The sequence below is a fragment of the Ramlibacter agri genome, from assembly GCF_012927085.1.
In the GTDB taxonomy this organism is placed as follows: domain Bacteria; phylum Pseudomonadota; class Gammaproteobacteria; order Burkholderiales; family Burkholderiaceae_C; genus Ramlibacter; species Ramlibacter agri.
Genome location: NZ_JABBFX010000001.1, coordinates 1,231,812 through 1,254,683 on the forward strand (window position 1 = coordinate 1,231,812; position 22,872 = coordinate 1,254,683).

Consider the following 22,872-nt stretch of genomic DNA (forward strand, 5'->3'; position numbering starts at 1 on the left):
GCGCCGCTCAGTTCTTCTTGGCGGCGTGGGCGATCAGGCGGTCGGCGTATTCCTGCCACTTCGCCTTGGCGTCCAGGCCCGCGAACACCTGGTCGCGCGCCAGGCCGGCCACCCAGTCCTGCTTCTCGGCGATGGCGGTCGTCATCAGCGGCGCGAAGCCGGCTTCCTTCACCGTGTTGGCGCTCTCGCGCATTTCTTCGGCGCGGCGCTTGCCGTGCTGCACGACGCGGCTGAAGAAGTACGCGCCCTGCTGCGCCCAGTCGATCTGCGGGAAGGTCTCCTGCAGCGTGGGCAGCACGTAGTCCTCGACGCCGTAGCTGCGCGCGGTGGTGTAGCTTTCGATCACGAGCGCTTCCAGGCCCTTGATCATGACGCTGCGGCTCATCTTGATGGCCGAGGCCACGCCCAGCTTCTCCGACACCGGCTTGGCATCCATGCCCCAGGCCACCAGCGTCTGCGCCAGCTCCGCAGCTTGCGCGCCACCCAGCAGCATGGGCACGCGAATGCCATAGGGCGGCACCGAGGTCATGACACCGGCTTCGACGTAGCGGCAGCCGGCGGCTTCCAGGGCGGCAGCGGCGCGCTGCTTGGTGCCCGGCGAAGCGGAGTTCAGGTCGAGGAAGATGGAGCCGGGGCGCACGTGCTTCGCCGCTTCTTCGGCGACTGCGAAGGTGTTGGACGCGGTGACGGCGGAGATGAGCAGCGTGGCTTGCTGGCACAGGTCCGCCATGCCGGCGGCGGCGCGGACGCCGTCGGCTTCGACGGCCTGCCTGGCCTGCGCGTCGGCGAACTTGAGGTCCCAGGCCTGGATGGCCTGCACGCCGGGCTTGCCCAGCAGGCCGCGGCCGAAGATGCCGCCGACTTCGCCGAAGCCGATGATGCCGATGGTGGTTTGCATGAGAGTTTCCTTAGAGATCGAAGCCGTAGAGGCGGGCAGGGTTGGTGACCAGCAGGCGCTGCAGCGTGGCAGCGTCGCCGTAGTGGGCCAGCAGGTCGACGAGATCGCCGTCATCGGGCATCTCGCGCACGTTGGGGTGGGGCCAGTCGGTGCCCCACACGGCGCGCTGCGGCGCCGCTGCGAGCAGCTGGCGCGCGAAGGGCACGACGTCATCGTAAGGGAAGGCCGCGCCGCGCGACAGCACGGCGGAGATGCGCTCCGGCCCGCTCAGCTTGATCCAGGCGCGTTCGTCGGCCAGGACCTCCAGCAGCGCGAGGCAGGCTTCCTGCCGCAGGCCGTCCGCCACCGGCGTGCGGCCCATGTGGTCGATGGCGAAGGGCGACTGCAGCGCCTGCAGGAAAGCACGTTGTTCCAGCAGGTCCTGCGCGCCGAAGTGCAGTTGCACGTGCCAGCCCAGTGGCGCGATGCGTTCCGCGAGGCGCAGCACGGCGTCGGTGTCCGGCGTCTCGCGCAAGTGCTTGACGAAGTTGAAGCGCACGCCGCGGATGCCCCGCACATGCAGGTCCTGCAACTCGCGGCCGGCGATGTCGGTGCGCACCAGGGCCACGCCGCGGCCTCGTTGCGGATCGCGCCGGATCGCGTCGAGGATGGCGGCGTTGTCGTAGCCGTGCACGGTGGCCTGCACGTAGACGGCGCGCGAGATGCCCAGCAGCTCGTACAAGGCCCACAGCCGTTCGACCGGCGCGTCCTGCGGCGTGTAAGGCCGCTCGGGCGCGTAGGGGAAGCGCGCGGCCGGCCCGTAGACGTGCACATGGCTGTCGCAGGCGCCGGCGGGCAGCTGCAGGCGCGGCTTGCGTGGGCGCTCGAGCGGCGGCGGAACCTGGGGGCCGCCGTCGCCTGGCAGCGGGAGGCTCATTCCGGTTGGACCCCGGCGATGCGGACCGCCTCGCGGTTGCGCTCGGAGTCGATCTTCAGCAGCCTGGCAAAGCCGGCGGCGCTGCGCTCCGCGCCGATGGCGGGCTGGATGCCCAGGGCCTGCAGGTGCTGCGCCATGTCCGGCGTCGCCAGTGCGGCGAGCGCGGCCTTCTCCAGCGTGCCCAGCACGGGCTTGGGCGTGTGCGCGGGCGCGAGCAGGCCGACAAAGCTCTCGGCGGTGAAGCCGGCGATGCCGGACTCGATGAAGGTCGGCACTTCGGGCACCAGCGGGCTGCGGCGCGTGCCGGCCACGCCGAGGATGCGAGCCTTGCCCGCTTTATGCAGCGGCACCGCCGTGGATAACTCCATGGAGGCCACCTGCACGATGCCGCTGATCAGGTCGGTCACGAAGGCGCTGCCGCCGCGGTAGGGCACGTGGACGATCCGGGCGCCGGTCTGCGCGTCGAAGCGGGCCAGCGTGAGGTGCGTCGCGCTGCCCAGGCCCGAGCTGGCGCAGCTCAGGTTCTCGTGATGCGACAGCTCGACCAGCTCCTTCAGGTTCTTCGCGGCGAGCTTGTTGGTGACGATCAGCACGTGCGGCACGGTGCCGGCGAGCGCGATGGGCGCCAGGTCCTCCAGCGGCTTGTAGCTCAGCTTCTGTACGAAAGGGTTGATCGTCAGCGGGCCATTGGAGCCGACCATCAGGGTGTAGCCGTCGGCCGGGCTCGTCGCCACCATGGAGGCGCCGACGCCGCCACCGGCGCCGGAACGGTTGTCCACCACCACCGGCTGGTGCAGCGTCGCTCCCATGGCCTGGGCCAGCAGCCGGCCGACGGAATCGACGTTCCCGCCCGGGTTGAAGGGCACGACGAACTTGACGGGATGCTCCGGGAACTCGGCCGCCCAGGCCGGCCGCGCGAGCGCAGCCAGCAGGGGCGTCCCCAGGGCCGCCAGCGAGAAGGCGCGACGGGTCAGGCGGGGAGAGCGGGTGTTCATGGCAAGGTTTCCTTCTGGCAGGCGTTGCCGGAATTGTCGAAAGAACGGGCCGCGCCAGCGTTGCAAAGCGCTGGCGCACCGTTCCAATCGATTGATCGGGGCACAATGGAGGGCGCCATGCTGCCCCTGCGCCACCTCCGCACCGTCAATGCCGTCGCCGCGGGCGGCGGCGTGCGCGCCTCCTCCGAAACGCTGCTGCGCGCGGCCTCGGCCGTCAGTCGTTCGATCGCCTTGCTGGAGCAGGCCAGCGCGCTGCCGCTGTTCGAACGCAAGGGGCGCGGCATGGTGCCGACGGCGGCCGGCGCGCTGCTGCAGCGCCGCTACGCCGCCATCGCCGCGGAACTGTCCGCGGTGGAAGCCGAGGCAGCCGCGGCAGCGAGCCGAAGCGACCCGCTGCCCGCCACGGCGATCGACGTCCTGTTCGACGAACGCCGGCTGATGGCGGCATCGCTGCTGGCGGACCTGAACCACATGCCCACGGTGGCGCGGCGGCTGGGCGTGACGCAGCCCGCGGTGAGCGCCGCGGTCGCGCGCCTCGAAGGCGCCTTGCGGCAGAAGCTGTTCCTGCGGACGGCGCGCGGCCTGTTGCCCACCGACCTCGGCGCGCGCTGGGTGCTGCGATTCGACCGCGCGCTGGCGGAGCTGCGCTACCTGCAGGACGACCTGGCCGCGCTGCGCGGCCAGGTGCAAGGCGTGGTCTCTGTCGGCGCGCTGCCGATGGCACGCACCCGCCTGCTGCCACGCGCCATCGCCGCCGTGCGCGCCAGCCACGCGCAGTTGCGTATCCATTCCATCGAGAGCCCGTACGAGCAGCTCTGCGCCGACCTGCTGCGCGGGCGCATCGACTTCATCATCGGCGCGCTGCGGCCGCTGGTGGACGAGGCGCTGCGCAACGAGTCGCTGTTCGTGGAGGACCTGGGCATCATCGCGGCGGCCTCGCACCCGTTGCAGCGCAAGCGCCGCCTGTCCTTGGCGGACGTGCGCGGCGAGTCCTGGGTGCTGTCACGCCCCGGCACGCCCTTGCGCGCCGATCTCGACGCGTACTTCGCGCGCCACGGCGAACCCGCGCCCGTGCCGGCGGTCGAGACCGGCGACCTGGCCATGGTGCGCGGCATGCTGCTGGATGGCGGCATGGTCACGGTGCTGTCGACGCACCAGCTGCGCTACGAGCTCGAAGCCGGCCAGGTGCGCGTGCTGCCGATAGCCCTGGATGGACTGCGGCGGGAGATCGGCATCACGACCCGGCGCGGGGCGCAGTTGCCGCCGGGCGCGGAGGCTTTGCTGGGGGAGATCCGGACTCTCGTGCAGGACCAGCGCGGCGGGCTGTGAGCGCTGTGGCCTTATGCGTTCCCGGGCCGCAGCGCCGCGACGAAGACGGCCGGATAGCGCAACGCGAGCCCTCCCCACATGATCAAGGCGACGTAGACGCCGAACAGGACGTGCGTGCCCAAGGGCGAGCCGATCCGGTAGTGCGTGGCCACGGCGCCGCCAAGGAAGGCGGTCAGGTAGATGGCGCCGACGAATGCCGTGTTCGGGATCGCGTAGAGGAGCGCCCCGACCAGCAGCAGGACGCCCAGCGGGATGACGGCGGTCGCCGGCCAGCCGAGTTCCTGCGTGCTCTGGAGCACGGGCCCGGCCTGGACCAGCTTTCCTATCGCGTCCGCGACGAAGAAGAGCGTGGCGAGCGCGGACAAGCCGACGCCGATGCGTTGGGTCCAGCTCATGCCCGGCCTCCCCTCGGCATGGCCCTGATGTACGCTTCGAAGTTCATCCGATCTCCTCTTGATTGGATAACGTAAACTATATCCAATATGGTGGACTCCAGCAAAAGACCCTACCGGTCGGAAGCCCGCACGGCGGCGGCCGAGGCGACACGACGGAAGGTGCTGGAGGCGGGACGCTCGCTGTTTTCGCGCAAGGGCATAGACGCGACGACCATCGCGGAGATTGCGACCCGCGCGGGGGTGTCCGAGGCGACGGTCTATGCAACCGTCAAGTCCAAGAGCGGCCTCATCGAGGCCCTGATGCAGGACGCGCTCTTCGGCCCCCGCTTCCAGGCGGCGCAGGAACAGGTGCAGGAAGAGCCGGACCCGGTGCGAAGGATCGCGCTGAGCGCCTGCGTGGCACGGGCGATCTACGAGGGGGAAAGTGCGGGCCTCAGCCTCCTGATGAAGGCGTCGGCCTTCTCGCCCGAGCTGCGCAAGTCCCAGGACGCCTTCGAAGCACTCCGGCGGAAGATGCAGGCGGAGCGCATCGACGCGCTGTTCAAGGCGCGCCGCGCGCGCCCCGGGCTGACGCGCGAAACCGCCGGGACGCTGCTGTGGATGTTCACGGGCCGGGAGATCTACCACAAGCTGGTGCATGAATCACGCTGGTCGCCGCAGGAGTACGAGGCGTGGCTGCAGCGCACGCTCGTCGACGCCCTGACCCTCGAGAAGCCTTAGGGAACCACCTGAGCGATCCCCTTCGGCTGGACAAGGTCGCCCCTGTCGCTGTCTGATTGCGCCGTCGCTCCCACTTCGAAAGCTCCCATGTTCAAACCTTTCCTCGTGGCCCTGGGTGTCCTCGCCACCACCCTGTCGCTGGCCCAAAGCGCCCCTGCCGTGCGCCTGCGCGGCACGATCGAGAAGATCGATGCCACGTCGCTGACCGTGAAGGAGCGCAACGGCGAGGTCATCACCCTGGTCCGCCCGGCGGACATGGCCGTGACCGAGGTCGTGCCGATCGCGCTGGCGGACATCAAGCCCGGCAGCTTCATCGGCACCGCCGCCATGCCGCAAGCGGACGGCACGCAGCTGGCGCTGGAGGTGCTGGTGTTTCCCGAGTCGGCGCGCGGCAGTGGCGAGGGCCACTATCCCTGGGACCTGCAGCCGCAAAGCACGATGACGAACGCCACCGTGGCGGACCTTGCTGCCGCTCCCGCGACGGTTCCCGGCGGGCAGAAGCTGACGCTGCGCTACAAGGGCGGCGAAAAGGTCGTCATCGTTCCCGCCAACGTGCCGGTGGTGACTTTCAAGCCGGGCAAGGAGGACGAGAACGTGCTGCTGCAGCCCGGCGCGCGCGTGATGGTGACCGCGCAGGAAAAGGACTCCAAGCCGACGGCCTTGCGGGTGCTCGTCGGCCGCAATGGGTTCGCGCCGCCGATGTAGGCGGGTCGGGTCCCCGGTTCAGCGCCCCGGCATCATCGAGCGCAGCACGCCATCCTTCAGCACGAAGTGGTGGTAAAGGGCCGCCGCGGCGTGCAGACCGGCAATCCAGAGGATGGCGTCGCCCAGCCAGCCGTGGAGTTCGGCGATGCTCGCCCCGAGGGCATGCGACTCGGTCAACCTCGGAGCGATGTCGCCGCCCAGCCAGGTCAGCGCATGGCCTTCCAGCCAGGCGCCCGTGATGGCGGTCAGCGGGACCACGAACAGCAGCACGTACAGCGCCACCTGGACGGCCTTCGCGGCCCATCCCATCCAGCGGGGGACCGGCTCGGGGTCGGGCTGCCGGTCGATCATCCGCCACGCGAGGCGCAGCGCCGAGAGCACCAGCACGCACAGGCCGAGCGTCTCGTGCAGGCGCCGGTCGAAGTCCGTCGACGCGGAATACACATGTTGCTCGGAACCGCCAGGACCATAGATGAACGCGACCAGCACGAGGATCGCTATCAGCCAATGGAAGGCCTGCGCGGCGGCTCCGTACTTCTCGTGGTTCGCGGTGGATGGATTGCGTTGCATCCGGGGATTGTGTCGAAGTTGGATGCGGGCGTGGGCCTCGCGTTGCACCACGCGACCAGGAGCCTTCCTCCTACAGGGTTCTCAGCCAGGCCTCAGGTCCGGCGGCTAGCCTTGCTGCAAGACTGCCTCGCGACAGAAGGAAAACAGAACATGCACGAAGCGCCTGACCAGGGACATCCGGTCCCAAGCTCCCATTCGACGCTGCGCACCGTAGTGAGCAAGGTGCCGGAGATCACGCTGGGTTTCTGGGTCATCAAGATCGCGGCCACGACGCTGGGCGAGACCGGCGGCGACTGGGTGACCATGTCGCTGAACCTGGGCTACATCGTCGGCACGCTGATCTTTGCCGTCCTGTTCATCCTCCTCGTCGCCGCCCAGGTCAAGGCCGGACGCTTCCACCCGTACCTGTACTGGGCGACGATCGTCGGCACCACGACGCTGGGCACCACGATCGCCGATTTCGCGGACCGTTCGGTCGGGCTGGGTTACCCGGGCGGTGTCGCCCTGGTGGCCACCTTGCTGCTGATCAGCCTGGGCGTCTGGCACAAATCCGAGGGGACGGTCTCGTTTCGAAGCATCACCAAGCCACGCGTGGAATGGTTCTACTGGTGCACGATCCTGTTTTCGCAAACCCTGGGCACGGCCCTCGGGGATTGGCTGGCCGGCACCGATCGCGGAGGCTTGGGGCTGGGCTACGAGAACGGCGCGCTCGTGTTCGGCGTCGGTCTCGTCATCGTGGCGGGGCTGTATTTCTGGTCCAGCGTGTCGCGGACCTTGCTGTTCTGGCTTGCGTTCGTCCTCACGCGACCGCTGGGCGCGACGCTGGGCGACTTGCTCGACAAGCCGCTGGCGCAGGGCGGCATGAACCTGAGCCGGCTCTATGCCTCTCTCGTCCTGCTGGCGTTCATGGCCTTGTGCGTGCACTTCATCCCGCAACGGCCGGCGGCGCCTGGAACCGCTGCATAGCCGCGCCATGGCATGCACGAAAGGGCCAGTGCTGCTGGCGTTGCTGGGCGTCTGCACCGTGGTCCAGGCGGGGCCGCCCTTCCTGACCGACGATCCGGAGCCGGTGGACCTGCACCACACGGAGGTCAACCTCGCGCTGCAGGGCACGCGTGCAGCCGACGCCACTTCAGGGAGTGTCGCCGCCGATGTCAACCACGGATGCGCCAGCGAGACCCAGTGCCACATCGCCGTGCCCGTCGGGTTCAACCGGCCGGCCGGCGGGAGCATGCAGGCAGGAGTCGGCGACGTGGAACTAGGCGTGAAGTACCGCTTCGTCAACCGGACCGCCAGCGGCTTCATGGCGGCGGTCTATCCGACCGTGTTCCTGCCCACCGGTGACTCCTCCCGCGGTCTCGGCAATGGTCGCCCGCAGGTCTGGCTGCCGCTCTGGCTGCAGCAATCCTCGGGGACCTGGACCTGGGATGCCGGCACCGGGTACCTGACGAACCCGGCGCCGGGAGCGCGCAACAGCTGGTTCTTCGGCCTGCTGGCGCAGCGCGCGTTGGGTGAGCGCCTGAAACTCGGCGCCGAAGTGTTCCACCGCACTCCCGTCGCGGACGCTGCCCCGCACACGACGGGCTTCAACGTGGGCGCCACCGTACGCATGGCCAAGGACCGCAACCTGCTGTTGTCGATCGGGCGCGGCTTGCAGGGCGTGTCCGCCAACCGCGGAACGCTGTACCTCGCCTGGCAGCTCGAACTTTGAAGCCGATGGCCTTCGGGAGCCATGCGCACTCCTGATGGGAAGCCACCTTCTTGCGCAGGGGATGCCCCTTCTTCCACGCCGCCACTGCGCGCACAATGGCCAGCCCGCCCCGGGACACCATCGTGAACACCGCCAAGCGCTCCCCCTGGCGCGCGGGCCTGTTGGCCGGCCTGGTGCTGGCCGTCATCGACGCCGCGGCCGCGGACATCCGATGGCAAGCTCCCCTGGACATCGCGCAGGGAAAGGGCGAGCGCGGCGCCTGGCGGCAGACAGAGACGCACTACGACTTCGTCGACGATGCGACCGTGGCGTGGAGCCCGCGGGGCGAACTGGCCGTGGCCTGGGCGGACCAGAAGCGCAGGGCGGTGCTGGTGCAGCGCTATTCGGCGACTGGCGAGGCACTCAGGCCCACGCCTGTGCTTCTCTCGGGCGAAGCCAGGACCTTCTCGTGGATGCCTCGCCTGGCCTGGGCGCCGGAGGCGGATGGCCAGCAGCTGCATGTGCTGTGGCAGGAGATCATCTTCTCGGGCGGTTCCCACGGTGGCGAGATGCTGACGGCGACCTCGAACAACGGCGGACGCTCGTTCGCTGCGACGAGGAACCTGTCGCAATCGAAGGAAGGTGACGGCAAGGGCCGCATCAGCCGCGCCGTCTGGGACAACGGCAGCTTCGACATCGCCACGGCGCCCGGAGGGACGGTCCTCGCGGCCTGGACCGAATTCGACGGCCGGCTCTGGTCCGCGCGTTCCGCCAACGGCGGGTCCAGCTTCGCGGATCCGGTCCTGGTGGCGGGCGAGCCGCCCGAATCCCCCGCACGCGCGCCGGCCCTGGCAGTCGGCAAGGACGGCGCGGTAGCCCTGGCCTGGTCGGTGGGCGAAGACAAGGCCGGCGACATCCACATCGCCGTCTCCAGCGATGGCGGCAAGAGCTTCGGTCCGCCACGCGTGGTGGCGGTCACGCCAGGCTTTTCGGATGCGCCGAAGCTGGCCTTCGACACGAAGGGCGGGCTGCACCTCGTGTATGCCGAAAGCCGCGGCGGCCCGTTCACCGATTCGGCCATCCTTCACCGGCGCTCCAGCGACGGGGGGCACACCTTTGGCCCCGCCCGCGAGATCTCCAAGCCGCTGCCTCCAGGCTATCGCGGCGCCGGCTTTCCCGCGATCGGCATCGATGGACGCGACCGCGTTGTGGTGGCCTGGGAGTTGCTGCGTGGCGCGGCACCGCCCCATCGGTCCTACGGCCTCGCCATCGCCGTGTCCGACGACGGCAGGACTTTCGGTGCGCCATCCGAAATCCCCGCCAGCGCGGACCCGCAAGGCGGCTTCAACGGCAGCAGCCAGGGCCTGTTGATGAACAAGCTGGCGGTGCGCGCCGATGGCGAGATCGCGGTCGTCAACAGCGCGCTGAAGATCGGCTCGCACAGCCGCGTGTGGCTGCTGCGCGGCGTGCTGCACTGAGTACCGCCCGCCTTCGACCCGCGAAGGGTCTGTCAGTACACCCCGAGCGCCATCCCCGCCGCCAGCCCGGCGCCCAGCTCGCGGCAGCGTGCGAGGTCGGCCTCGCCGATCTGCTTGGCCCGCGCGATGTCTTCCGGCGTCTGGGCGTGGGTGCACACGATCAGAGCCGGCGCCACGGCGCGCAGCCGCCAGCCGGTGGCGATGCGATCGAGCTGGCGCGCGGCGTTCTGGCCGTCGCTGCCGGCGCAGACCAGCAAGGCGTAAGGGCGGCCGTTCACGCGATCGAGCGCGGCGTAGTAGCAGCGGTCGAAGAAGTCCTTCATCAGGCCCGCCATCGCGGCCAGGTTCTCGGGCGTGGCGAACACATAGCCGTCTGCGCCCAGCACGTCCCCGGGCTGCGCCTGCGGCGCGCGCAGCAGGCGCACGCGCACGCCGGGCTCGTCGCCCGCGCCTTCGGCGGCGGCCTGCGCCATCTGTTCGGTGCCGCCCGTCATCGTGTGATAGACGACGAGGAGCGTCTTGGGAGTCATGCGCGCAGCATAGCGGCCGGACGGCAGGGGCGTGCCATCATTGGCGCAGGAACAGGAGACAGCGATGAGTCACGCATACCTGGTCGGCAACATCACCGTCAAGTCGCCCGGGAAGTGGGCCGAGTACACGAGGCAGGTGCCGGGCACCTTGCAGCCCTGGGGCGCGGAACTCGTCTTCCGCGGCAAGCAGGTCGCGGCGCTGGCCGGCGCGAGCCCGCACGCGGACATCGTCGTGATCCGGTTCCCCGACCTCGCGGCCTTGAACCAGTGGTTCACGTCGCCCGCCTACCAGGCGCTCATCCCGCTGCGCGAGGAGGCTGCGGACGTGGTGCTGCTGTCCTACCAGGGCTAGCGTCAGTCGATCGGCCAGGGCATCTGCTTGGGCAGCACTTCGGGCGCAGGCGCCGGCTCGGGAGCCACGTGCGGCGCGCCCTGGTCGACGCCGCGCCACCAGGGCCGGACGTCTTCCGCGTGCGCGGGCTCCACGGCTTCCCCGAGGCGCGGCATGACGAGCTGCGCGCCCATGCCGGGCGCGAGCTTCAGCAGGGTTTCGGCGGGATCGTCCCAGGCATGCATCGCCAGGCTGAAGGTGCCCCAGTGCACCGGCAGGAAGGGCCCGCCACCCAGCAAGCGCAGCGCCTCCAGCGCGTTCTTGGGCCCGAGATGGATGTCGCCCCAGGCGGGGTGGAAGGCGCCCACTTCCAGCATCACCAGGTCGAACGGACCCAGCTGGTCGCGAATCGCCTGGTACTCCGTCGTCAGGCCGGTGTCGCCGCTGAAGAACACGCTGTGGCGGTCCGTGCGCAGGACGAAGGAGGACCAGAGCGTCGCGTTGCGGTCCTTCAGCCCGCGGCCCGAGAAGTGCTGCGAAGGCGCGGCGGTCGCGCTGAGGCCCGTGCCCGGAAGCCGGTGCGTCTCCCACCAATCCAGCTCGGTGATGCGCCGCGCTTCCACGCCCCAGGCTTCGAGATGCGCACCGACGCCAAGCGAGGTGACGAAGGGCACGTCGACGCCGGCCAGCTCGCGGATGGTGGGGTAGTCGAGGTGGTCGTAGTGGTCGTGCGAGACCAGCACCAGGTCGATGGGCGGCATCTTGCGCAGCGGCACCGGCACGGGCTGGAAGCGCTTCGGCCCGGCATAGCGCGAAGGCGAGGCGCGCGGGCCCCACACCGGGTCGGTGAGCACGCGCACGCCGTCGATCTCGAGCAGCAGCGTGGAGTGGCCCAGCCAGGTCACGCGCAGGCCGCTGCCAGGCGTGCGCGCCCAGGTGTCGCGCGGGTCCATGGCCGGCAGCGGCGCGAGCGGCACGCGGTGTTCCCCGCCGCAGAGGAAATCGGTGAACGAGGGCATCTTGACCTGCGGGTCGCGCAGGCCCGGCAGGACCGGATGCACGTTCTGGAAACGGTCGCCGGCCCAGAGCGGCGAAGCCTTCATGCGTTCGAGCCGCGCGCCGGCGGCCCGGCTGCCCAACGATTTCATGCGTGTCCCCGGTGGATGTTGCGGCTCGCTCAGGCAGGAAGCCGCGGCGCCGCCGCCAGCACGGCCTGCAGGTCCGCGCTGCTCGGTGGCTTGGCCAGGTGGCCGTCGAAGGAAGCCGCCCTGGTCTTCTGCCGGTCGGACTCCTGTCCCCAGCCGGTGAGCGCGACGATCTGCATCGCCGGCTCGCCGGTGAATTCGTCGCGCAGCCGGCGGGCGACCTCGAAGCCGTCCATGCCGGGCATGCCCAGGTCCAGCAGGACCAGGTCGGGCCGGCGCCGGCGCGCGTTCTCGAGCGCGTGCTTACCGCTGTACGCCGCCTCGGCGTCGTGGCCCTCCAGGCACAGCAGCTGCGCCAGCGAATCGGCGGAGTCGCGCAGGTCGTCCACCACCAGCACGCGCAGGGCGCGCAGCGCCGAGGACGCGTCGGCCGCTGCAGCCTCGGCCAGTTCGACAGCAGTAGCGGACGCCACCGGCAAGCGCACGGTGAACGTGCTGCCCTGGCCCGGCCCGCCGCTGGCGGCGGTGGCGCGGCCGCCCTGCATCTCCACCAGCTGCTTTACCAGCGCCAGGCCGATGCCGAGGCCGCCGGCCGAATAGGCCTGCTGGTTGCGGACCTGCGTGAAGAGGTCGAAGACCTGCGGCAGCGCCGCGGCCGGGATGCCGATGCCGGTGTCGCTGACCTCGATCACCGCTTCTTCGCCTTCGCGCGCGATGCGCACCGTGATCGTGCCGCCGCCGTCCGTGTACTTGGTGGCATTGGAGAGCAGGTTCGAGACCACCTGCGTCAGCCGCACGCGGTCGCCGCGCACGGCCAGCTCGGAATCCGCTTCCTCGATGATCGCAAGCCGATGGTGCTTGCGGTCGATGTCCGCGCGGCAGGCATCGAGCGCCTGGCTCACGATCTCGCGCGCCTTCACCAGCTCCAGATCCAGCTGGATCTTGCCGTTGTTGATGCGGGCCACGTCGAGCAGGTCGTCGACGAGGCGGACCACGTGCCGCAGCTGGCGGCCCGTCCGCGCGGACAGCTGCTGCAGCAAGGCCGGGTCGGCCAGGCTGCGGCTGCCGATCTCCGCGTTGTAGACCATCGGCGCCAGCCCGTTGCGCAGTTCGTGCGCCAGCACGGCCAGGAATTCGTCCTTGCGGCGGTCCGCCAGGTGCAGTGCCGTCTCCGCGCGGGCCCGGGCCACCGCGGACCAGGTGCGCTGCGCAACCTCCTCCAGCAGCGCCAGGTCCGGCCCGGACCACGCGCGCGGTGCGGCGGAGTGGACGACGAGCATGGCCACGAGCTGCCCGTTCTTGACCAGGGGCAGGGCGACCTCGGCGCGGATCTGCAGCGCGAGGTGCGCGTCCCGCTCCTGGCTGCCGAGACGCGGGTCGGTCGCCATGTCGTCGATGACGACCGACTGCCCGGCCTGGAAGGCCTCGACGATCCAGTCGCCGCAGGCCGACATCTCGAAGGGGCGCTCCGGCAGCGGCTCGATGTCGCGCTCGAACCCGCGGGTGACGATCCAGTGGCCGTTGTCCGCGTCCGCGTAGAAGGCGCGATGCACGGCCAGCTGTTCGCCGAGCAGGCCCGTCGCCACCACCTTGATCCGGGCGGGGTCCGCGATGGGCCGCAGGGCGTCGCTGAACTTCAGCAGGAAGGCCTGGCGCTCCTCGAGCAGGCGGATCTCCTCGACGGCGCGCACAGCGCTGGTGATGTCCGTGTTCACGGCCACGGCGCCCAGCACCCGGCCGCCGCTGACCACCGGCGACGCCGAGGTCCGCACGATGCGCTCTTCGCCCGTCAGCCGGTGGCGCACCTTGACGTTGCGGACGACGCGCTCGCCCTGGAGCGCGCGCGAGAACGGCTGGTCCTGCTCGCTCATCTCTTCCCCGGTCGCCGCGTCGCGGGTCTGGATCTCCTGGGCGAGCAGGCCGATGCGGCGATCCAGTTCTTCTTGGCTGGCGTATCCCAGCTGGTCGAGGGCCGCCTGGTTGGCCAGGTTGATGCCCTGGGCGTCGCCCATGTAGACGGCATCGCCCATGCTTTCGATCACCGCGCCGAGTTCGGCCGCCCGGCGTTCGGCTGCCCCGAACATCTCGCGATACTGCTCCTCGCTCTTGTGCAGCCGCTCCGTGGCCTCGCGCCGGTCCGTCACGTCGCTGCCGGCGCCGAACCATTCGGTGATCTCGCCATCCGGCCCCAGCAGCGGCACGGCGCGCGACAGCACCCAGCCCACGCCGCCATCGGCGAGGTGCACGCGGTGCTCCAGCTGGAACAGCGACTTGGTGCGGATCGCCGTCTCCATCGCGTGCAGGACGGCGGGAAGGTCTTCTTGCGGGATGTACTTGTCGACCCAGTTCTCGATGGGAGCCGTCGTGTTGGCCAGGGACTGGCTATCGAGCTGGTACATCAGCCGCCAGTCCGGGCTCATCCGGTAGATCGAGTTGGCGCCGGCCGTGACCAGCGCCCGGAAGCGCGCCTCGTTGTCCCGCAGGCGGGCGTTGGCGGCGTCGCGCTCGCGCTCGGCGGCGTCCGCGCGATGCTGCCCCGTGGCGTCGACCGTGACGTTCAGCAGGCCCGCGATGGCGCCTGCTTCGTCCCGCACCGGCGAATAGGAGAAGTTCCACCAGGTGTCCTCGGGGTAGCCGCGCCGGGTCATGACCAGCGGCATGTCGTCGAAGCGCACCGTCTCGCCGGCGAACACCTGCCGCACCAGCGGCTCGATCTCGTCCCAGACGTCGGGCCAGGCTTCGCGAAAAGGGATGCCGAGCGCGTGGGGGTGCCGGCTCCCCAGCATCGGGGCGTAGGCATCGTTGTAGAGGACGATGCGTTCCGGTCCCCACGCGAGCTGCATGGCGTGTCCGGAGGCCAGCATCAGGTCCACCGCGGTCTTCAGGCTCTGCGGCCATGCCGCGATCGGGCCGAGAGGGGTCGCCGCCCAGTCGTGCGCGCGAATGCGGCGGGCCATTTCGCCGCCACCGGGAGGCCAGTCCGTCATGAGGGCGATGCTCCTGCTGAGTCAGCCGACGATGGGTTCGCCGGACGCGCCCTCATCGAGGGCTGCGCGGGGCCATCATACCGACGACGGCCCTCCGTGCGTTCAGCGCAAATACGCTTGCACCAGCGACACCCAGTAGCTCGCCGTCGTCGGCAGGATGTCGTCGTTGAAGTCGTAGCCGGTGTTGTGCACCATGCACCCCGGCCCTTCGCCCGGCTTGCCGTTGCCGTTGCCGACGATGAAGTAGCAGCCCGGCACGGTGTCCAGCATGAAGGCGAAGTCGTCGCTGGCTTGCAGCGGCGCCATGCCGGGGATCAGCGCGTTCTCGCCCATCGTCTCCACCGCCACCTGGCGCGCGAATTCGGCGGCGGCCGCGTCGTTGATGCAGGGCGGCGACTTCCACTGGTAGTCCACCTTGGCCGTGGCGCCGTGCACCGCGGCCTGGGCCTGCGACATGGCGATGATGCGATCCCGCAGGAAGGCGCGCACCTCGGGACGGCGCGCGCGCACGGTCAGCTTCAGTTCGGCGGTGGAAGGGATGACGTTCGGTGCGCGGCCCGCCGTCATCGCGCCGACCGTCACGACGGCCATGTCGTTCGGGTCGACCTCGCGCGACACCAGCGTCTGCAGCGCCAGGATCAAATGGGCGGCCACCATGATCGGGTCCACCGTGGTGTGCGGCATGGCGCCGTGGCCGCCCTTGCCTTCGATGGTGATGGTGGCCGTGTCGGACGAGCTGTAGACCGGCCCGGCCAGGAAGCCGAAGCGCTGCGCGGGGAAGCCCGGCTCGTTGTGGAAGGCGTAGATGTTGTCGCAGGGGAAGCGCTCGAACAGGCCTTCGTCGACCATCTTCTTGGCGCCCAGCAGGCCTTCTTCGGCGGGCTGGAAGATCAGGTTCAGCGTGCCGTCGAAGCCGCGGGTGACGGCCAGTAGCTGCGCCGCCGCGAGCAGGGTGGCGGTGTGGCCGTCGTGGCCGCAGGCATGCATGCGGCCCGGCGTGCGGCTGGCCCAGGCCAGGCCGGTGGTCTCGGTCATGGGCAGGGCGTCCATGTCGGCCCGCAGGCCCAGCCGCTTGCTGCCGTCGCCCACCTTCAGCTGCCCGACGACGCCGGTGCCGCCCAGGCCGCGATGCACCGTGTAGCCCCAGCGCGCCAGGCGCTCGGCCACGCGGTCGGAGGTGGCGTGTTCTTCGTACCCCAGCTCGGGCTCGGCGTGGATCTGCCGGCGCAGGTTAATCATTTCGTCGCGGGTGGCGGCGATTCCGGGGTGAATGGGCAGTTCCAGCATGGCTTATATTTTGCTCGCTCGTTCCGCTCCATTTGCCCCAATATTCCGCCATGCCGAACCAAGTGCCGTTCCCTGACTTCCAGCCCACCATCAACCGACGCCGGGTCATGGGCTCGGCCCTGGCCCTCGCCGGTGGCCTGGCCGCCCCGCCGCTGTGGGCGGCCGGCGGCAAGGGCACGGCCGTCCTGGCGATCGACGCCGACCCGCCGACCTTGAACCTCGGCACCACCAGCGATTTCGCCGCCGGCGACATCTCCGCCAAGATCCTCGAAGGCCTGGTGTGGCTGGACAAGGACTACAACCCCAAGCCCGCGCTGGCCACGGCCTGGACGGTGTCGCCGGACGGCAAGACCTACCGCTTCACGCTGCGCCGCGGCGTCAAGTGGCACGACGGCCGCGAGTTCACCAGCGCCGACGTGCGCTACAGCCTGATGGAGATCGTCGGCAAGCTGCACCCGCGCGCCGCGCCGGTGTTCAAGAACCTGGGCGTGGAAGTGGACGCGCCCGACGCCGGCACGGTGGTGGTGCGGCTGCAGAAGCCCTACGCGCCCTTCCTGGCGCAGATGACGGTGTTCGACGCGCCGATCCTGCCGCGCCATATCTACGAAGGCCCGGCCGTCGTGACGAACCCGGCCAACCAGCGGCCGGTGGGCACCGGCCCGTTCAAGTTCGGCGAATGGAAGCGCGGCACCAGCATCACGCTGGTGCGCAACGAACAGTATTGGGACGCCGGCAAGCCCTACCTGGAAGCTATCATCTTCCAGATCATTCCGCAGGCCGCCAACCGCGTGCCGGCGCTGCAGGCCGGCGAAGTCGACGAACTGCTGGACTTCTACACGCCGAAGCCCGAGGTGCCGCGCATCCTCGCCGACAAGAAGCTGTACGCGCGCCGCGGCGTCAACATCCCGGCCGTCTACTTCATGATGTTCAACGTGCGCTCGCCGCTGTTCGCCAACAAGGACGCACGGCACGCGCTGGCCTTCGCCATCGACCGGCCGCGGCTGGTGAAGCAGGTGATGAACGGGCTGGCCCGCCCCGGCTACGGCGCCTTCGGCGACGGCTTCAAGTGGTTGCTGAACGAGGAAGCCAGCTACGCGAAGAAGTATCCCTTCGACCCCGCCAAGGCGAAGGCGCTGCTGGCCAAGGCCGGCGTCAAGCCCGACACGGTGACCTTGCGCATGCCTTTCGATGCGGCGCGCGCGCAGATGCGCGGCCAGGCGCAGATCATCCAGGAAAACCTGCGCGCCATCGGGCTGGAAGTGAGCCTGCAGCCGCTGGAACGCTCGGTGTATTACGACCGCGTGTTCGCCAAGCACGACTTCGACGTGACGCTGGGCTCGTACTTTTCCGCCGGCGACCCCGCCATCGGCTACACGCGCCTGTACAGCACCTACACCGGCACCTCGCCCAACACCAACGCCAGCGGCTACGCCAACCCCAAGGTCGACGAGCTGCTGTCCCAGGGCGCCACGCTCAGCGACCGCGCCGCGCGCGCCAAGGCCTACCGCGAGCTGCAGGCGATCCTGAACGAGGACCTGCCCACGCTGGTGCTGTTCGACGAGGAGACGGTGGACACCGCCAGCCTGAAGCTGCAGAACGTGTTCCCGGCTCTGGACGCGCGCGACCAGTGGGCCGGCGTCAAGATGGTGGGCTGAGGCGCTTGGCTGCATTCATCCTGCGTCGCGTGCTGCACGCGCTGCCGCTGCTGCTGGCGGTGGTGGTGCTCAACTTCCTCCTGATCGCCTTCACGCCCGGCGACCCCATCACCTTGCTGGTGGGCGACTTCCCCGCGCCGCCGGAATACCTGGCCCAGATGCGGAGCGAGTACGGCCTGGACCAGCCGGTCTGGGTGCAACTGGGCCACTACCTGTGGAAGGTGCTGCATGGCGACTTCGGCTATTCCTTCGCCGCGCAGCAACCGGTGTCCTCGCTGATCCTGGACCGGCTGGGCGCCACCCTGGAGCTGACGCTGACCGCGCTGCTGTTTGCCAGCGTGGTCGGCATCGCGCTGGGCGTGATCGCCGCCATGCGCGCCGGCAAGCCGCTGGATGGCGGCATCCAGGCCCTGGGTTCCATCGGCTACTCGGTGCCGGACTTCTGGCTCGGGCAATTGCTGATCCTGGCCTTCGCCATCGGCCTGGGCTGGCTGCCTTCGCAGGGCTACAACCCGATCCGCGGGGCGGCGCCGGGCTGGGAAGGCTTCGTGCAGCACCTGCACTACCTGGTGCTGCCGGCCTTCGCGCTGTCCTTGCGCTATCTGACGCTGATCACGCGCATCACCCGCGCCGCGATGCTGGAAGTGCTGCACGCCGACTACATCCTGGCCTCGCGCGCACGCGGCGCCGGTGAATGGACCGTGATCGTCGGCCACGCGCTGCGCAACGCGGGCGCGCCGGTGCTCACGGTGATCGGCTACAACGTGGGCTTCGTGCTGGCCGGCTCTGCACTGGTGGAAACGGTGTTCGGCTGGCCCGGCATCGGCCGGCTGCTGTACGAGTCGATCTCCAAGCGCGACTACCCGGTGATGCTCGCCATCCTGTTGATGGTGTCGGCGACGGTGGTCGTGGCCAACCTGCTCACCGATGTGCTGCATCGCTGGCTGGATCCGCGGGTGGAGCGGGCATGAGCTTTACCCGTCGATTGCTGGGGCGCTGGAGCACGCGTTTCGCACTGGGCTTCCTGGTGCTGCTGGTACTGTGCGCACTGCTGGCGCCGTGGATCAGCCCGCACGATCCGCTGGTGGGCGGCCAGGACGCGCTGCAGCCGCCGTTGTCAGCCGGCTACCTGCTGGGCACCGACAACCTGGGGCGCGACATCCTTTCGCGCACGCTCGATGGCAGCCGCGTGTCGCTGCTGGTGGGCCTGGCCAGTGCCTTCGTCGCCGTGTGCCTGGGCGTGCTGGTGGGCGCGCTGGCCGGCTACTGCGGCGGCTGGGTCGACCCGCTGCTGATGCGCGTGGCGGAGTTCTTCCAGACCCTGCCGCGCTTCGTGGTGGCGCTGATCGTGGTGGCGCTGTTCGGCGCCAGCGTGCCCAAGATGATCCTCGTGATCGCGCTGCTGGCCTGGCCGCAGCTCGCGCGCGTGGTGCGGGCCAGCGTGGCCACGCTGCGCAATGCGCAGTTCGTGGAGGCGGCGCGCGTTGCCGGCATGGGGCACGTGGGGCTGCTGGCGAAGCAGATCCTGCCCAATGCCGCGGCGCCCATCATCGTGCTGACCTCGCTGGACGTCGCGATGGCGATCCTGATGGAAGCGAGCCTGTCCTTCTTCGGCCTCGGTGACCCCAACCGCGTCTCCTGGGGCGCGATGCTCAACGACGCGCAGCAGTACCTGCGCGATGCCTGGTGGATGTCGGCCTTCCCTGGCCTCGCGATCGCGCTGACGGTGCTGTCCTTCAACATGCTGGGTGACGCGCTGAACGATGCGCTCAACCCGAAGAGGCGCGAACGATGAGCCCCGACACTTCCTCCGCGCCGCTGCTGGAGCTGCGCCAGCTGTCGGTCGACATCGGGCAGGGCGCGAGCGCCGTGCGCGTGGTGCGCGACGTCTCGCTGACCGTGCGGCGCGGCGAGGCCGTGGCGCTGGTCGGTGAGTCGGGCTCGGGCAAGTCGATGACGGCCTTCGCGGTGATGCGGCTCTTCCCCACGCCGCAGGCGCGCGTGGCCGGCGGCCAGGTGCTGCTGGCAGGCGAGGACCTGACCGCGCTGGACGCCGCGGCGCTGCGCCAGGTGCGCGGCGCGCGCGTGGGTATGGTGTTCCAGGATCCGACCAGCTACCTCGATCCGCTGGTGCAAGTGGGCAAGCAGATCGCCGAGCCGCTGCGCGCCCACGGCCGCACCGAAGGCCTGCAGGCGCGCGTCGTGGAACTGCTGGACCTGATGGAGTTGCCGCGCGCCGCGCAGGTGGCCAGGCAGTATCCGCACGAATTGAGCGGCGGCATGCGCCAGCGCGTGCTGATCGCCGCGGCGCTGGCGCTGCAACCGGCGCTGCTGATCGCCGACGAGCCGACGACGGCGCTCGACGTCACGGTGCAGTCCGGCATCCTGAAGCTGCTGGTGCGGCTGCGGCGCGAGCTGCAGCTGGGCATCCTGCTGATCACGCACGACCTGGGCGTGGTGGCCGAAACCTGCCAGCAGGTGAACGTGATGTACGCGGGCGAGATCGTCGAGCGGCGGCCGGTCGTGCCCTTGTTCGAGCAGCCGTTGCATCCTTACACGCAAGGCCTTCTTGGCAGCATGCTGAGCCCCGCCTCGCGGGCCCATGCGCTGTTCTCGATCCCCGGCGGCGTGCCGGCCGCGGGCCGCTGGCCCACGGGCTGCCGCTTCCATCCGCGCTGCCCCATCGCGCAGCCCGGCGTGTGTGACGTCGTCGAGCCGCAGCTGGTGCAGCGCCTGGGCGGCGAAGACCGCTGCCACTTCGGCGGCGAGCCTGTTGCCTTGCACGCGTGGGAGAAGCAGGAATGAGCGCGCTGCTCGAAGCGATCGACGTGTCGCGCCTGTTCCCGGTGCGTGGCAGCGGCGGCTTTCTGCGCAAACGCACGATGCAGGCGGCGGTGCAAGGCGTGAGCGTGCAGGTCAACCCCGGCGAGGTGCTGGCGGTGGTCGGCGAAAGCGGCAGCGGCAAGACCACGCTGGGCCGCATGCTGCTGGGCCTGACGCCGCCTTCCACCGGCGAGGTGCGCTACGAAGGCCGCGATCTGCGCTCGCTGCAAGGCGAGGATTGGAAGCGCTATCGCCGCGAAGTGCAGGTGGTGTTCCAGGACACCGGTGGCTCGCTGAACCCGCGGCATGCCATTGCCGACAGCGTCGCCGTGCCGATGCGCTACAACCGCGGCCTGTCTGCTGCTTCGGCGGCGGCCGAAGCGGACGCACTGTTGGACCAGGTGGGCTTGCCCGCGGCGCAGTTCCGCCATCGCCTGCCCCACGAACTCTCGGGCGGGCAGCGCCAGCGCGTGGGGATTGCGCGTGCACTCGCTTCGCAGCCGCGCGTGATCGTGGCCGACGAGCCGGTGTCGGCTCTCGATGTCTCGATCCGCGCGCAGGTGCTGCGCCTGCTGGCCGGCCTGCAGCGCGAGCGCGGGTTGGCGCTGCTGTTCATCACGCACGACCTGGGTGTGGTGCGCGCGCTGGCCGACCGCGTGATCGTGATGACCGGCGGCCGCGTGGTCGAAGCCGCGAGCGCCGATGCGCTGTTCGCCGACCCGCAGCACGAATACACCCGCCAGTTGCTGGCCGCCACGCCGGTGCCTGACCCACGCCGCCAGCTCGCATGACGTCCCCTGCTCCCTTCACCGAAGCCACCACGGCCTACTGGCAGGAAATCCTGCCGGCCGACCGCGCCCCTTCCGCGCAGCCGCCCTGGCGCCACGGCTACCCGGCCCGCCTGCCCGATGGCCGAGTGCTGGTCTTGCCTATCCGTGCGATGGCGGCCGAGCCGACGCATGCGGTCGCGTCGCTGATCCTGAACCAGGCTTCGCTGGACGTGGCCGATGCGCTGGCCGCGATGCTCGCGCGCGAGCTCTCGTCGTCGCTGTCTCCCGACCTGCTGGTGGGCCTGCCCACGCTGGGCCTGTCGCTGGCCGCGCCGGTGGCGCGGGCGTTGGGCCACACGCGCTACCTGCCCATGGGCTACTCGCGCAAGTTCTGGTACGACGAGGCGCTGTCGGCGCCCGTGCAGTCGATCACCTCGCCGGTGCCGGGCAAGCGGATCTACCTGGATCCGAACCTGATGCCGCTTCTGAAGGGCCGGCGGCTGGTGTTGATCGACGACACGGTGAGCACCGGGACGACGATGAAGGCGGCTTGGGATCTGCTGGAGTCGCTGGGGGCGGATGTGGTTGGCGCGGGGGTGGCGATGAAGCAGGGGCGGCGATGGGTTGAGGCACTCGGGGAGCAGCGCGCAGCGCGCGTCGTGGGAGTGTTTGACAGCCCGTTGTTGAAGTTGGGCGATGGCGGGTGGGTGTTGCGGGGGTGAGCAGAAGCCTTCCTGCTCAACACCGAAGCTCGTCCGACTCCGCCTACGCCGGGATGCGTCTCCGATCCCGCGCGCAGCACTCGGCGCTCCCACACAGTGGGGCGATGACGAAGCCGCTCCGTTCCTGCCGAACCCTGATTGCATTCGCCACCTTCGCGGCCGCTTGCGCAAGCGCCCTCGCGTTTGCGCCATCCTCCCCGGACGAGCTCGCCTCCATCTTCAACACCGAGGTCGACCGCCGCCTGGACGTCCCGCCGCAGGAGCTGCAGCGCTACGCCAACCTCGCGGAGCAAGCCTTCGCGCAGGCCAGCGTGATGCCAGTCATGCCCCAGTACGTTGTGGTCGTCGATCGCAACCCGCACGTGCAGGCCTTGCTCCTGATGTGGCGCTCCATGGACGGCGAATACCAGCTCGCCGGCGCATCGCCCGTGTCTACCGGCCGCCCCGGCACCTTCGACCACTTCCAGACGCCCTTGGGCGTGTTCGAGCACACCCCTTCCAACATGGACTACCGCGCCGAGGGTACGTACAACGAGAACGGCATCCGCGGCTACGGCGTGCAAGGCATGCGCGTGTTCGACTACGGCTGGCAGCAGGTGCCCAAAGGATGGGGCGACCATGCGGTCATCCAGATGCGGCTGCAGATGCACGCCACCGATCCCGACCAGCTGGAGCAACGGGTCGGCACCATCCAGTCCGAAGGCTGCGTGCGCATCCCGGCCAGCCTGAACCGCTTCATCGACCACTACGGCTTGCTCGACGCGGAGTACGACGAGCTCGCCGAGGGCGGCCAGCGGCTGAAGGTGCTGCAGATGGACCGCGAGCCAGTGGCCGACGCGGGCCGCTACATGGTCGTCGTGGACAGCGGCCGCGGCATGCGGCCGGCCTGGGCCACGCACACGGGCCGGCGGCGGCCCACAAGTTGA

23 protein-coding genes are annotated in these 22,872 nt (G+C 70.0%); 14 read left to right on the forward strand and 9 right to left on the reverse strand.

What is annotated here, in order from left to right; genetic code table 11:
- Positions 1-7: 7 nt before the first annotated feature.
- The 3 genes from HHL11_RS05930 to HHL11_RS05940 are packed head-to-tail and all read right to left on the reverse strand — an operon-like array spanning position 8 to position 2,809.
- A complete protein-coding gene (locus HHL11_RS05930) occupies positions 8-898 on the reverse strand; it encodes an NAD(P)-dependent oxidoreductase (protein ID WP_169417499.1) in 891 nt (296 codons plus the stop codon).
- 10 nt (positions 899-908) lie between these two features.
- Positions 909-1,814, reverse strand: coding sequence for an amidohydrolase family protein (locus HHL11_RS05935; RefSeq protein WP_169417500.1), 906 nt, complete (start codon positions 1,812-1,814; stop codon positions 909-911).
- Complete coding sequence (locus HHL11_RS05940) at positions 1,811-2,809, reverse strand: Bug family tripartite tricarboxylate transporter substrate binding protein (protein ID WP_169417501.1); 999 nt, start codon at positions 2,807-2,809, stop codon at positions 1,811-1,813. Before HHL11_RS05940 ends, HHL11_RS05935 begins: the two co-directional genes overlap by 4 nt.
- A gap of 117 nt (positions 2,810-2,926) precedes the next feature.
- Here HHL11_RS05940 and HHL11_RS05945 point away from each other — a divergent pair, with 117 nt between their 5' ends.
- Complete coding sequence (locus HHL11_RS05945) at positions 2,927-4,138, forward strand: LysR family transcriptional regulator (RefSeq protein ID WP_169417502.1); 1,212 nt, start codon at positions 2,927-2,929, stop codon at positions 4,136-4,138.
- An 11-nt stretch (positions 4,139-4,149) separates the two neighbouring features.
- On the opposite strand, the gene HHL11_RS05950 is transcribed toward HHL11_RS05945, so the two are convergent.
- A complete protein-coding gene (locus tag HHL11_RS05950; protein WP_169417503.1) occupies positions 4,150-4,533 on the reverse strand; it encodes a DoxX family protein in 384 nt (127 codons plus the stop codon).
- A gap of 87 nt (positions 4,534-4,620) precedes the next feature.
- On the opposite strand from HHL11_RS05950, the gene HHL11_RS05955 reads away from it, so the two are divergent.
- Both HHL11_RS05955 and HHL11_RS05960 read left to right on the forward strand, forming a co-directional pair.
- Positions 4,621-5,253, forward strand: coding sequence for a TetR/AcrR family transcriptional regulator (locus HHL11_RS05955; protein ID WP_169417504.1), 633 nt, complete (start codon positions 4,621-4,623; stop codon positions 5,251-5,253).
- A gap of 87 nt (positions 5,254-5,340) precedes the next feature.
- Positions 5,341-5,958, forward strand: a complete 618-nt coding sequence (locus tag HHL11_RS05960; protein WP_169417505.1) for a hypothetical protein — start codon at positions 5,341-5,343, stop codon at positions 5,956-5,958.
- An 18-nt stretch (positions 5,959-5,976) separates the two neighbouring features.
- Here HHL11_RS05960 and HHL11_RS05965 read toward each other — a convergent pair whose 3' ends face one another.
- A complete protein-coding gene (locus HHL11_RS05965; RefSeq protein ID WP_169417506.1) occupies positions 5,977-6,528 on the reverse strand; it encodes a cytochrome b in 552 nt (183 codons plus the stop codon).
- Positions 6,529-6,678: 150 nt separating this feature from the next.
- On the opposite strand from HHL11_RS05965, the gene HHL11_RS05970 reads away from it, so the two are divergent.
- The 3 genes from HHL11_RS05970 to HHL11_RS05980 all read left to right on the forward strand — a co-directional run bounded on the left by HHL11_RS05970 (position 6,679) and on the right by HHL11_RS05980 (position 9,696).
- The gene (locus tag HHL11_RS05970; protein WP_169417507.1) at positions 6,679-7,494 is read left to right on the forward strand and encodes a COG4705 family protein; all 816 of its coding nucleotides are present in this window, start codon (positions 6,679-6,681) and stop codon (positions 7,492-7,494) included.
- 7 nt (positions 7,495-7,501) lie between these two features.
- A complete protein-coding gene (locus HHL11_RS05975) occupies positions 7,502-8,239 on the forward strand; it encodes a transporter (RefSeq protein ID WP_169417508.1) in 738 nt (245 codons plus the stop codon).
- A 95-nt stretch (positions 8,240-8,334) separates the two neighbouring features.
- On the forward strand, positions 8,335-9,696 hold the full coding sequence (locus HHL11_RS05980) for a sialidase family protein (RefSeq protein WP_169417509.1): 1,362 nt from the start codon (positions 8,335-8,337) through the stop codon (positions 9,694-9,696).
- A 32-nt stretch (positions 9,697-9,728) separates the two neighbouring features.
- Here the strand turns inward: HHL11_RS05980 and HHL11_RS05985 are convergent, their stop codons facing one another.
- Entirely contained in the window at positions 9,729-10,226 is a 498-nt protein-coding gene (locus HHL11_RS05985) for a flavodoxin family protein (protein WP_169417510.1), read from the reverse strand.
- A gap of 64 nt (positions 10,227-10,290) precedes the next feature.
- Between HHL11_RS05985 and HHL11_RS05990 the strand changes: the two genes are divergently transcribed.
- Positions 10,291-10,578, forward strand: coding sequence for a DUF1330 domain-containing protein (locus HHL11_RS05990; RefSeq protein ID WP_169417511.1), 288 nt, complete (start codon positions 10,291-10,293; stop codon positions 10,576-10,578).
- A 2-nt stretch (positions 10,579-10,580) separates the two neighbouring features.
- Here HHL11_RS05990 and HHL11_RS05995 read toward each other — a convergent pair whose 3' ends face one another.
- From HHL11_RS05995 to HHL11_RS06005, 3 genes are all read right to left on the reverse strand, one after another.
- Complete coding sequence (locus HHL11_RS05995; RefSeq protein ID WP_169417512.1) at positions 10,581-11,705, reverse strand: MBL fold metallo-hydrolase; 1,125 nt, start codon at positions 11,703-11,705, stop codon at positions 10,581-10,583.
- A gap of 29 nt (positions 11,706-11,734) precedes the next feature.
- Positions 11,735-14,689, reverse strand: a complete 2,955-nt coding sequence (locus HHL11_RS06000) for a PAS domain-containing protein (protein ID WP_169417513.1) — start codon at positions 14,687-14,689, stop codon at positions 11,735-11,737.
- 102 nt (positions 14,690-14,791) lie between these two features.
- Positions 14,792-15,976, reverse strand: coding sequence for a M20 aminoacylase family protein (locus tag HHL11_RS06005; RefSeq protein ID WP_169417514.1), 1,185 nt, complete (start codon positions 15,974-15,976; stop codon positions 14,792-14,794).
- 50 nt (positions 15,977-16,026) lie between these two features.
- Here HHL11_RS06005 and HHL11_RS06010 point away from each other — a divergent pair, with 50 nt between their 5' ends.
- From HHL11_RS06010 to HHL11_RS06040, 7 genes are all read left to right on the forward strand, one after another.
- Positions 16,027-17,631 (forward strand): ABC transporter substrate-binding protein, encoded by a 1,605-nt coding sequence (locus HHL11_RS06010; protein ID WP_169417515.1) that lies wholly within the window; start codon positions 16,027-16,029, stop codon positions 17,629-17,631.
- A 5-nt stretch (positions 17,632-17,636) separates the two neighbouring features.
- Positions 17,637-18,602 carry an ABC transporter permease gene (locus HHL11_RS06015; protein WP_169417516.1) on the forward strand — a complete coding sequence of 322 codons (966 nt, stop codon included), beginning with the start codon at positions 17,637-17,639 and terminating at the stop codon, positions 18,600-18,602.
- Positions 18,599-19,426 carry an ABC transporter permease gene (locus tag HHL11_RS06020; RefSeq protein ID WP_169417517.1) on the forward strand — a complete coding sequence of 276 codons (828 nt, stop codon included), beginning with the start codon at positions 18,599-18,601 and terminating at the stop codon, positions 19,424-19,426. Before HHL11_RS06015 ends, HHL11_RS06020 begins: the two co-directional genes overlap by 4 nt.
- A complete protein-coding gene (locus HHL11_RS06025) occupies positions 19,423-20,436 on the forward strand; it encodes an ABC transporter ATP-binding protein (RefSeq protein WP_169417518.1) in 1,014 nt (337 codons plus the stop codon). The genes HHL11_RS06020 and HHL11_RS06025 overlap by 4 nt, the downstream gene beginning before the upstream one ends.
- Entirely contained in the window at positions 20,433-21,245 is an 813-nt protein-coding gene (locus HHL11_RS06030; protein WP_169417519.1) for an ATP-binding cassette domain-containing protein, read from the forward strand. Before HHL11_RS06025 ends, HHL11_RS06030 begins: the two co-directional genes overlap by 4 nt.
- Positions 21,242-21,946, forward strand: a complete 705-nt coding sequence (locus HHL11_RS06035; protein WP_169417520.1) for a phosphoribosyltransferase — start codon at positions 21,242-21,244, stop codon at positions 21,944-21,946. Before HHL11_RS06030 ends, HHL11_RS06035 begins: the two co-directional genes overlap by 4 nt.
- A 104-nt stretch (positions 21,947-22,050) precedes the next feature.
- Positions 22,051-22,872 (forward strand): L,D-transpeptidase, encoded by an 822-nt coding sequence (locus HHL11_RS06040; RefSeq protein ID WP_169417521.1) that lies wholly within the window; start codon positions 22,051-22,053, stop codon positions 22,870-22,872.

Excerpts from the sequence above, each read along its gene's own strand:
- HHL11_RS05930 (WP_169417499.1), bottom strand. The coding sequence starts at position 898 with ATGCAAACCACCATCGGCATCATCGGCTTCGGCGAAGTCGGCGGCATC.
- HHL11_RS05935 (WP_169417500.1), bottom strand. The coding sequence starts at position 1,814 with ATGAGCCTCCCGCTGCCAGGCGACGGCGGCCCCCAGGTTCCGCCGCCG.
- HHL11_RS05940 (WP_169417501.1), bottom strand. The coding sequence starts at position 2,809 with ATGAACACCCGCTCTCCCCGCCTGACCCGTCGCGCCTTCTCGCTGGCG.
- HHL11_RS05945 (WP_169417502.1), top strand. The coding sequence starts at position 2,927 with ATGCTGCCCCTGCGCCACCTCCGCACCGTCAATGCCGTCGCCGCGGGC.
- HHL11_RS05950 (WP_169417503.1), bottom strand. The coding sequence starts at position 4,533 with ATGAGCTGGACCCAACGCATCGGCGTCGGCTTGTCCGCGCTCGCCACG.
- HHL11_RS05955 (WP_169417504.1), top strand. The coding sequence starts at position 4,621 with ATGGTGGACTCCAGCAAAAGACCCTACCGGTCGGAAGCCCGCACGGCG.
- HHL11_RS05960 (WP_169417505.1), top strand. The coding sequence starts at position 5,341 with ATGTTCAAACCTTTCCTCGTGGCCCTGGGTGTCCTCGCCACCACCCTG.
- HHL11_RS05965 (WP_169417506.1), bottom strand. The coding sequence starts at position 6,528 with ATGCAACGCAATCCATCCACCGCGAACCACGAGAAGTACGGAGCCGCC.
- HHL11_RS05970 (WP_169417507.1), top strand. The coding sequence starts at position 6,679 with ATGCACGAAGCGCCTGACCAGGGACATCCGGTCCCAAGCTCCCATTCG.
- HHL11_RS05975 (WP_169417508.1), top strand. The coding sequence starts at position 7,502 with ATGGCATGCACGAAAGGGCCAGTGCTGCTGGCGTTGCTGGGCGTCTGC.
- HHL11_RS05980 (WP_169417509.1), top strand. The coding sequence starts at position 8,335 with ATGGCCAGCCCGCCCCGGGACACCATCGTGAACACCGCCAAGCGCTCC.
- HHL11_RS05985 (WP_169417510.1), bottom strand. The coding sequence starts at position 10,226 with ATGACTCCCAAGACGCTCCTCGTCGTCTATCACACGATGACGGGCGGC.
- HHL11_RS05990 (WP_169417511.1), top strand. The coding sequence starts at position 10,291 with ATGAGTCACGCATACCTGGTCGGCAACATCACCGTCAAGTCGCCCGGG.
- HHL11_RS05995 (WP_169417512.1), bottom strand. The coding sequence starts at position 11,705 with ATGAAATCGTTGGGCAGCCGGGCCGCCGGCGCGCGGCTCGAACGCATG.
- HHL11_RS06000 (WP_169417513.1), bottom strand. The coding sequence starts at position 14,689 with ATGACGGACTGGCCTCCCGGTGGCGGCGAAATGGCCCGCCGCATTCGC.
- HHL11_RS06005 (WP_169417514.1), bottom strand. The coding sequence starts at position 15,976 with ATGCTGGAACTGCCCATTCACCCCGGAATCGCCGCCACCCGCGACGAA.
- HHL11_RS06010 (WP_169417515.1), top strand. The coding sequence starts at position 16,027 with ATGCCGAACCAAGTGCCGTTCCCTGACTTCCAGCCCACCATCAACCGA.
- HHL11_RS06020 (WP_169417517.1), top strand. The coding sequence starts at position 18,599 with ATGAGCTTTACCCGTCGATTGCTGGGGCGCTGGAGCACGCGTTTCGCA.
- HHL11_RS06025 (WP_169417518.1), top strand. The coding sequence starts at position 19,423 with ATGAGCCCCGACACTTCCTCCGCGCCGCTGCTGGAGCTGCGCCAGCTG.
- HHL11_RS06030 (WP_169417519.1), top strand. The coding sequence starts at position 20,433 with ATGAGCGCGCTGCTCGAAGCGATCGACGTGTCGCGCCTGTTCCCGGTG.
- HHL11_RS06035 (WP_169417520.1), top strand. The coding sequence starts at position 21,242 with ATGACGTCCCCTGCTCCCTTCACCGAAGCCACCACGGCCTACTGGCAG.
- HHL11_RS06040 (WP_169417521.1), top strand. The coding sequence starts at position 22,051 with ATGACGAAGCCGCTCCGTTCCTGCCGAACCCTGATTGCATTCGCCACC.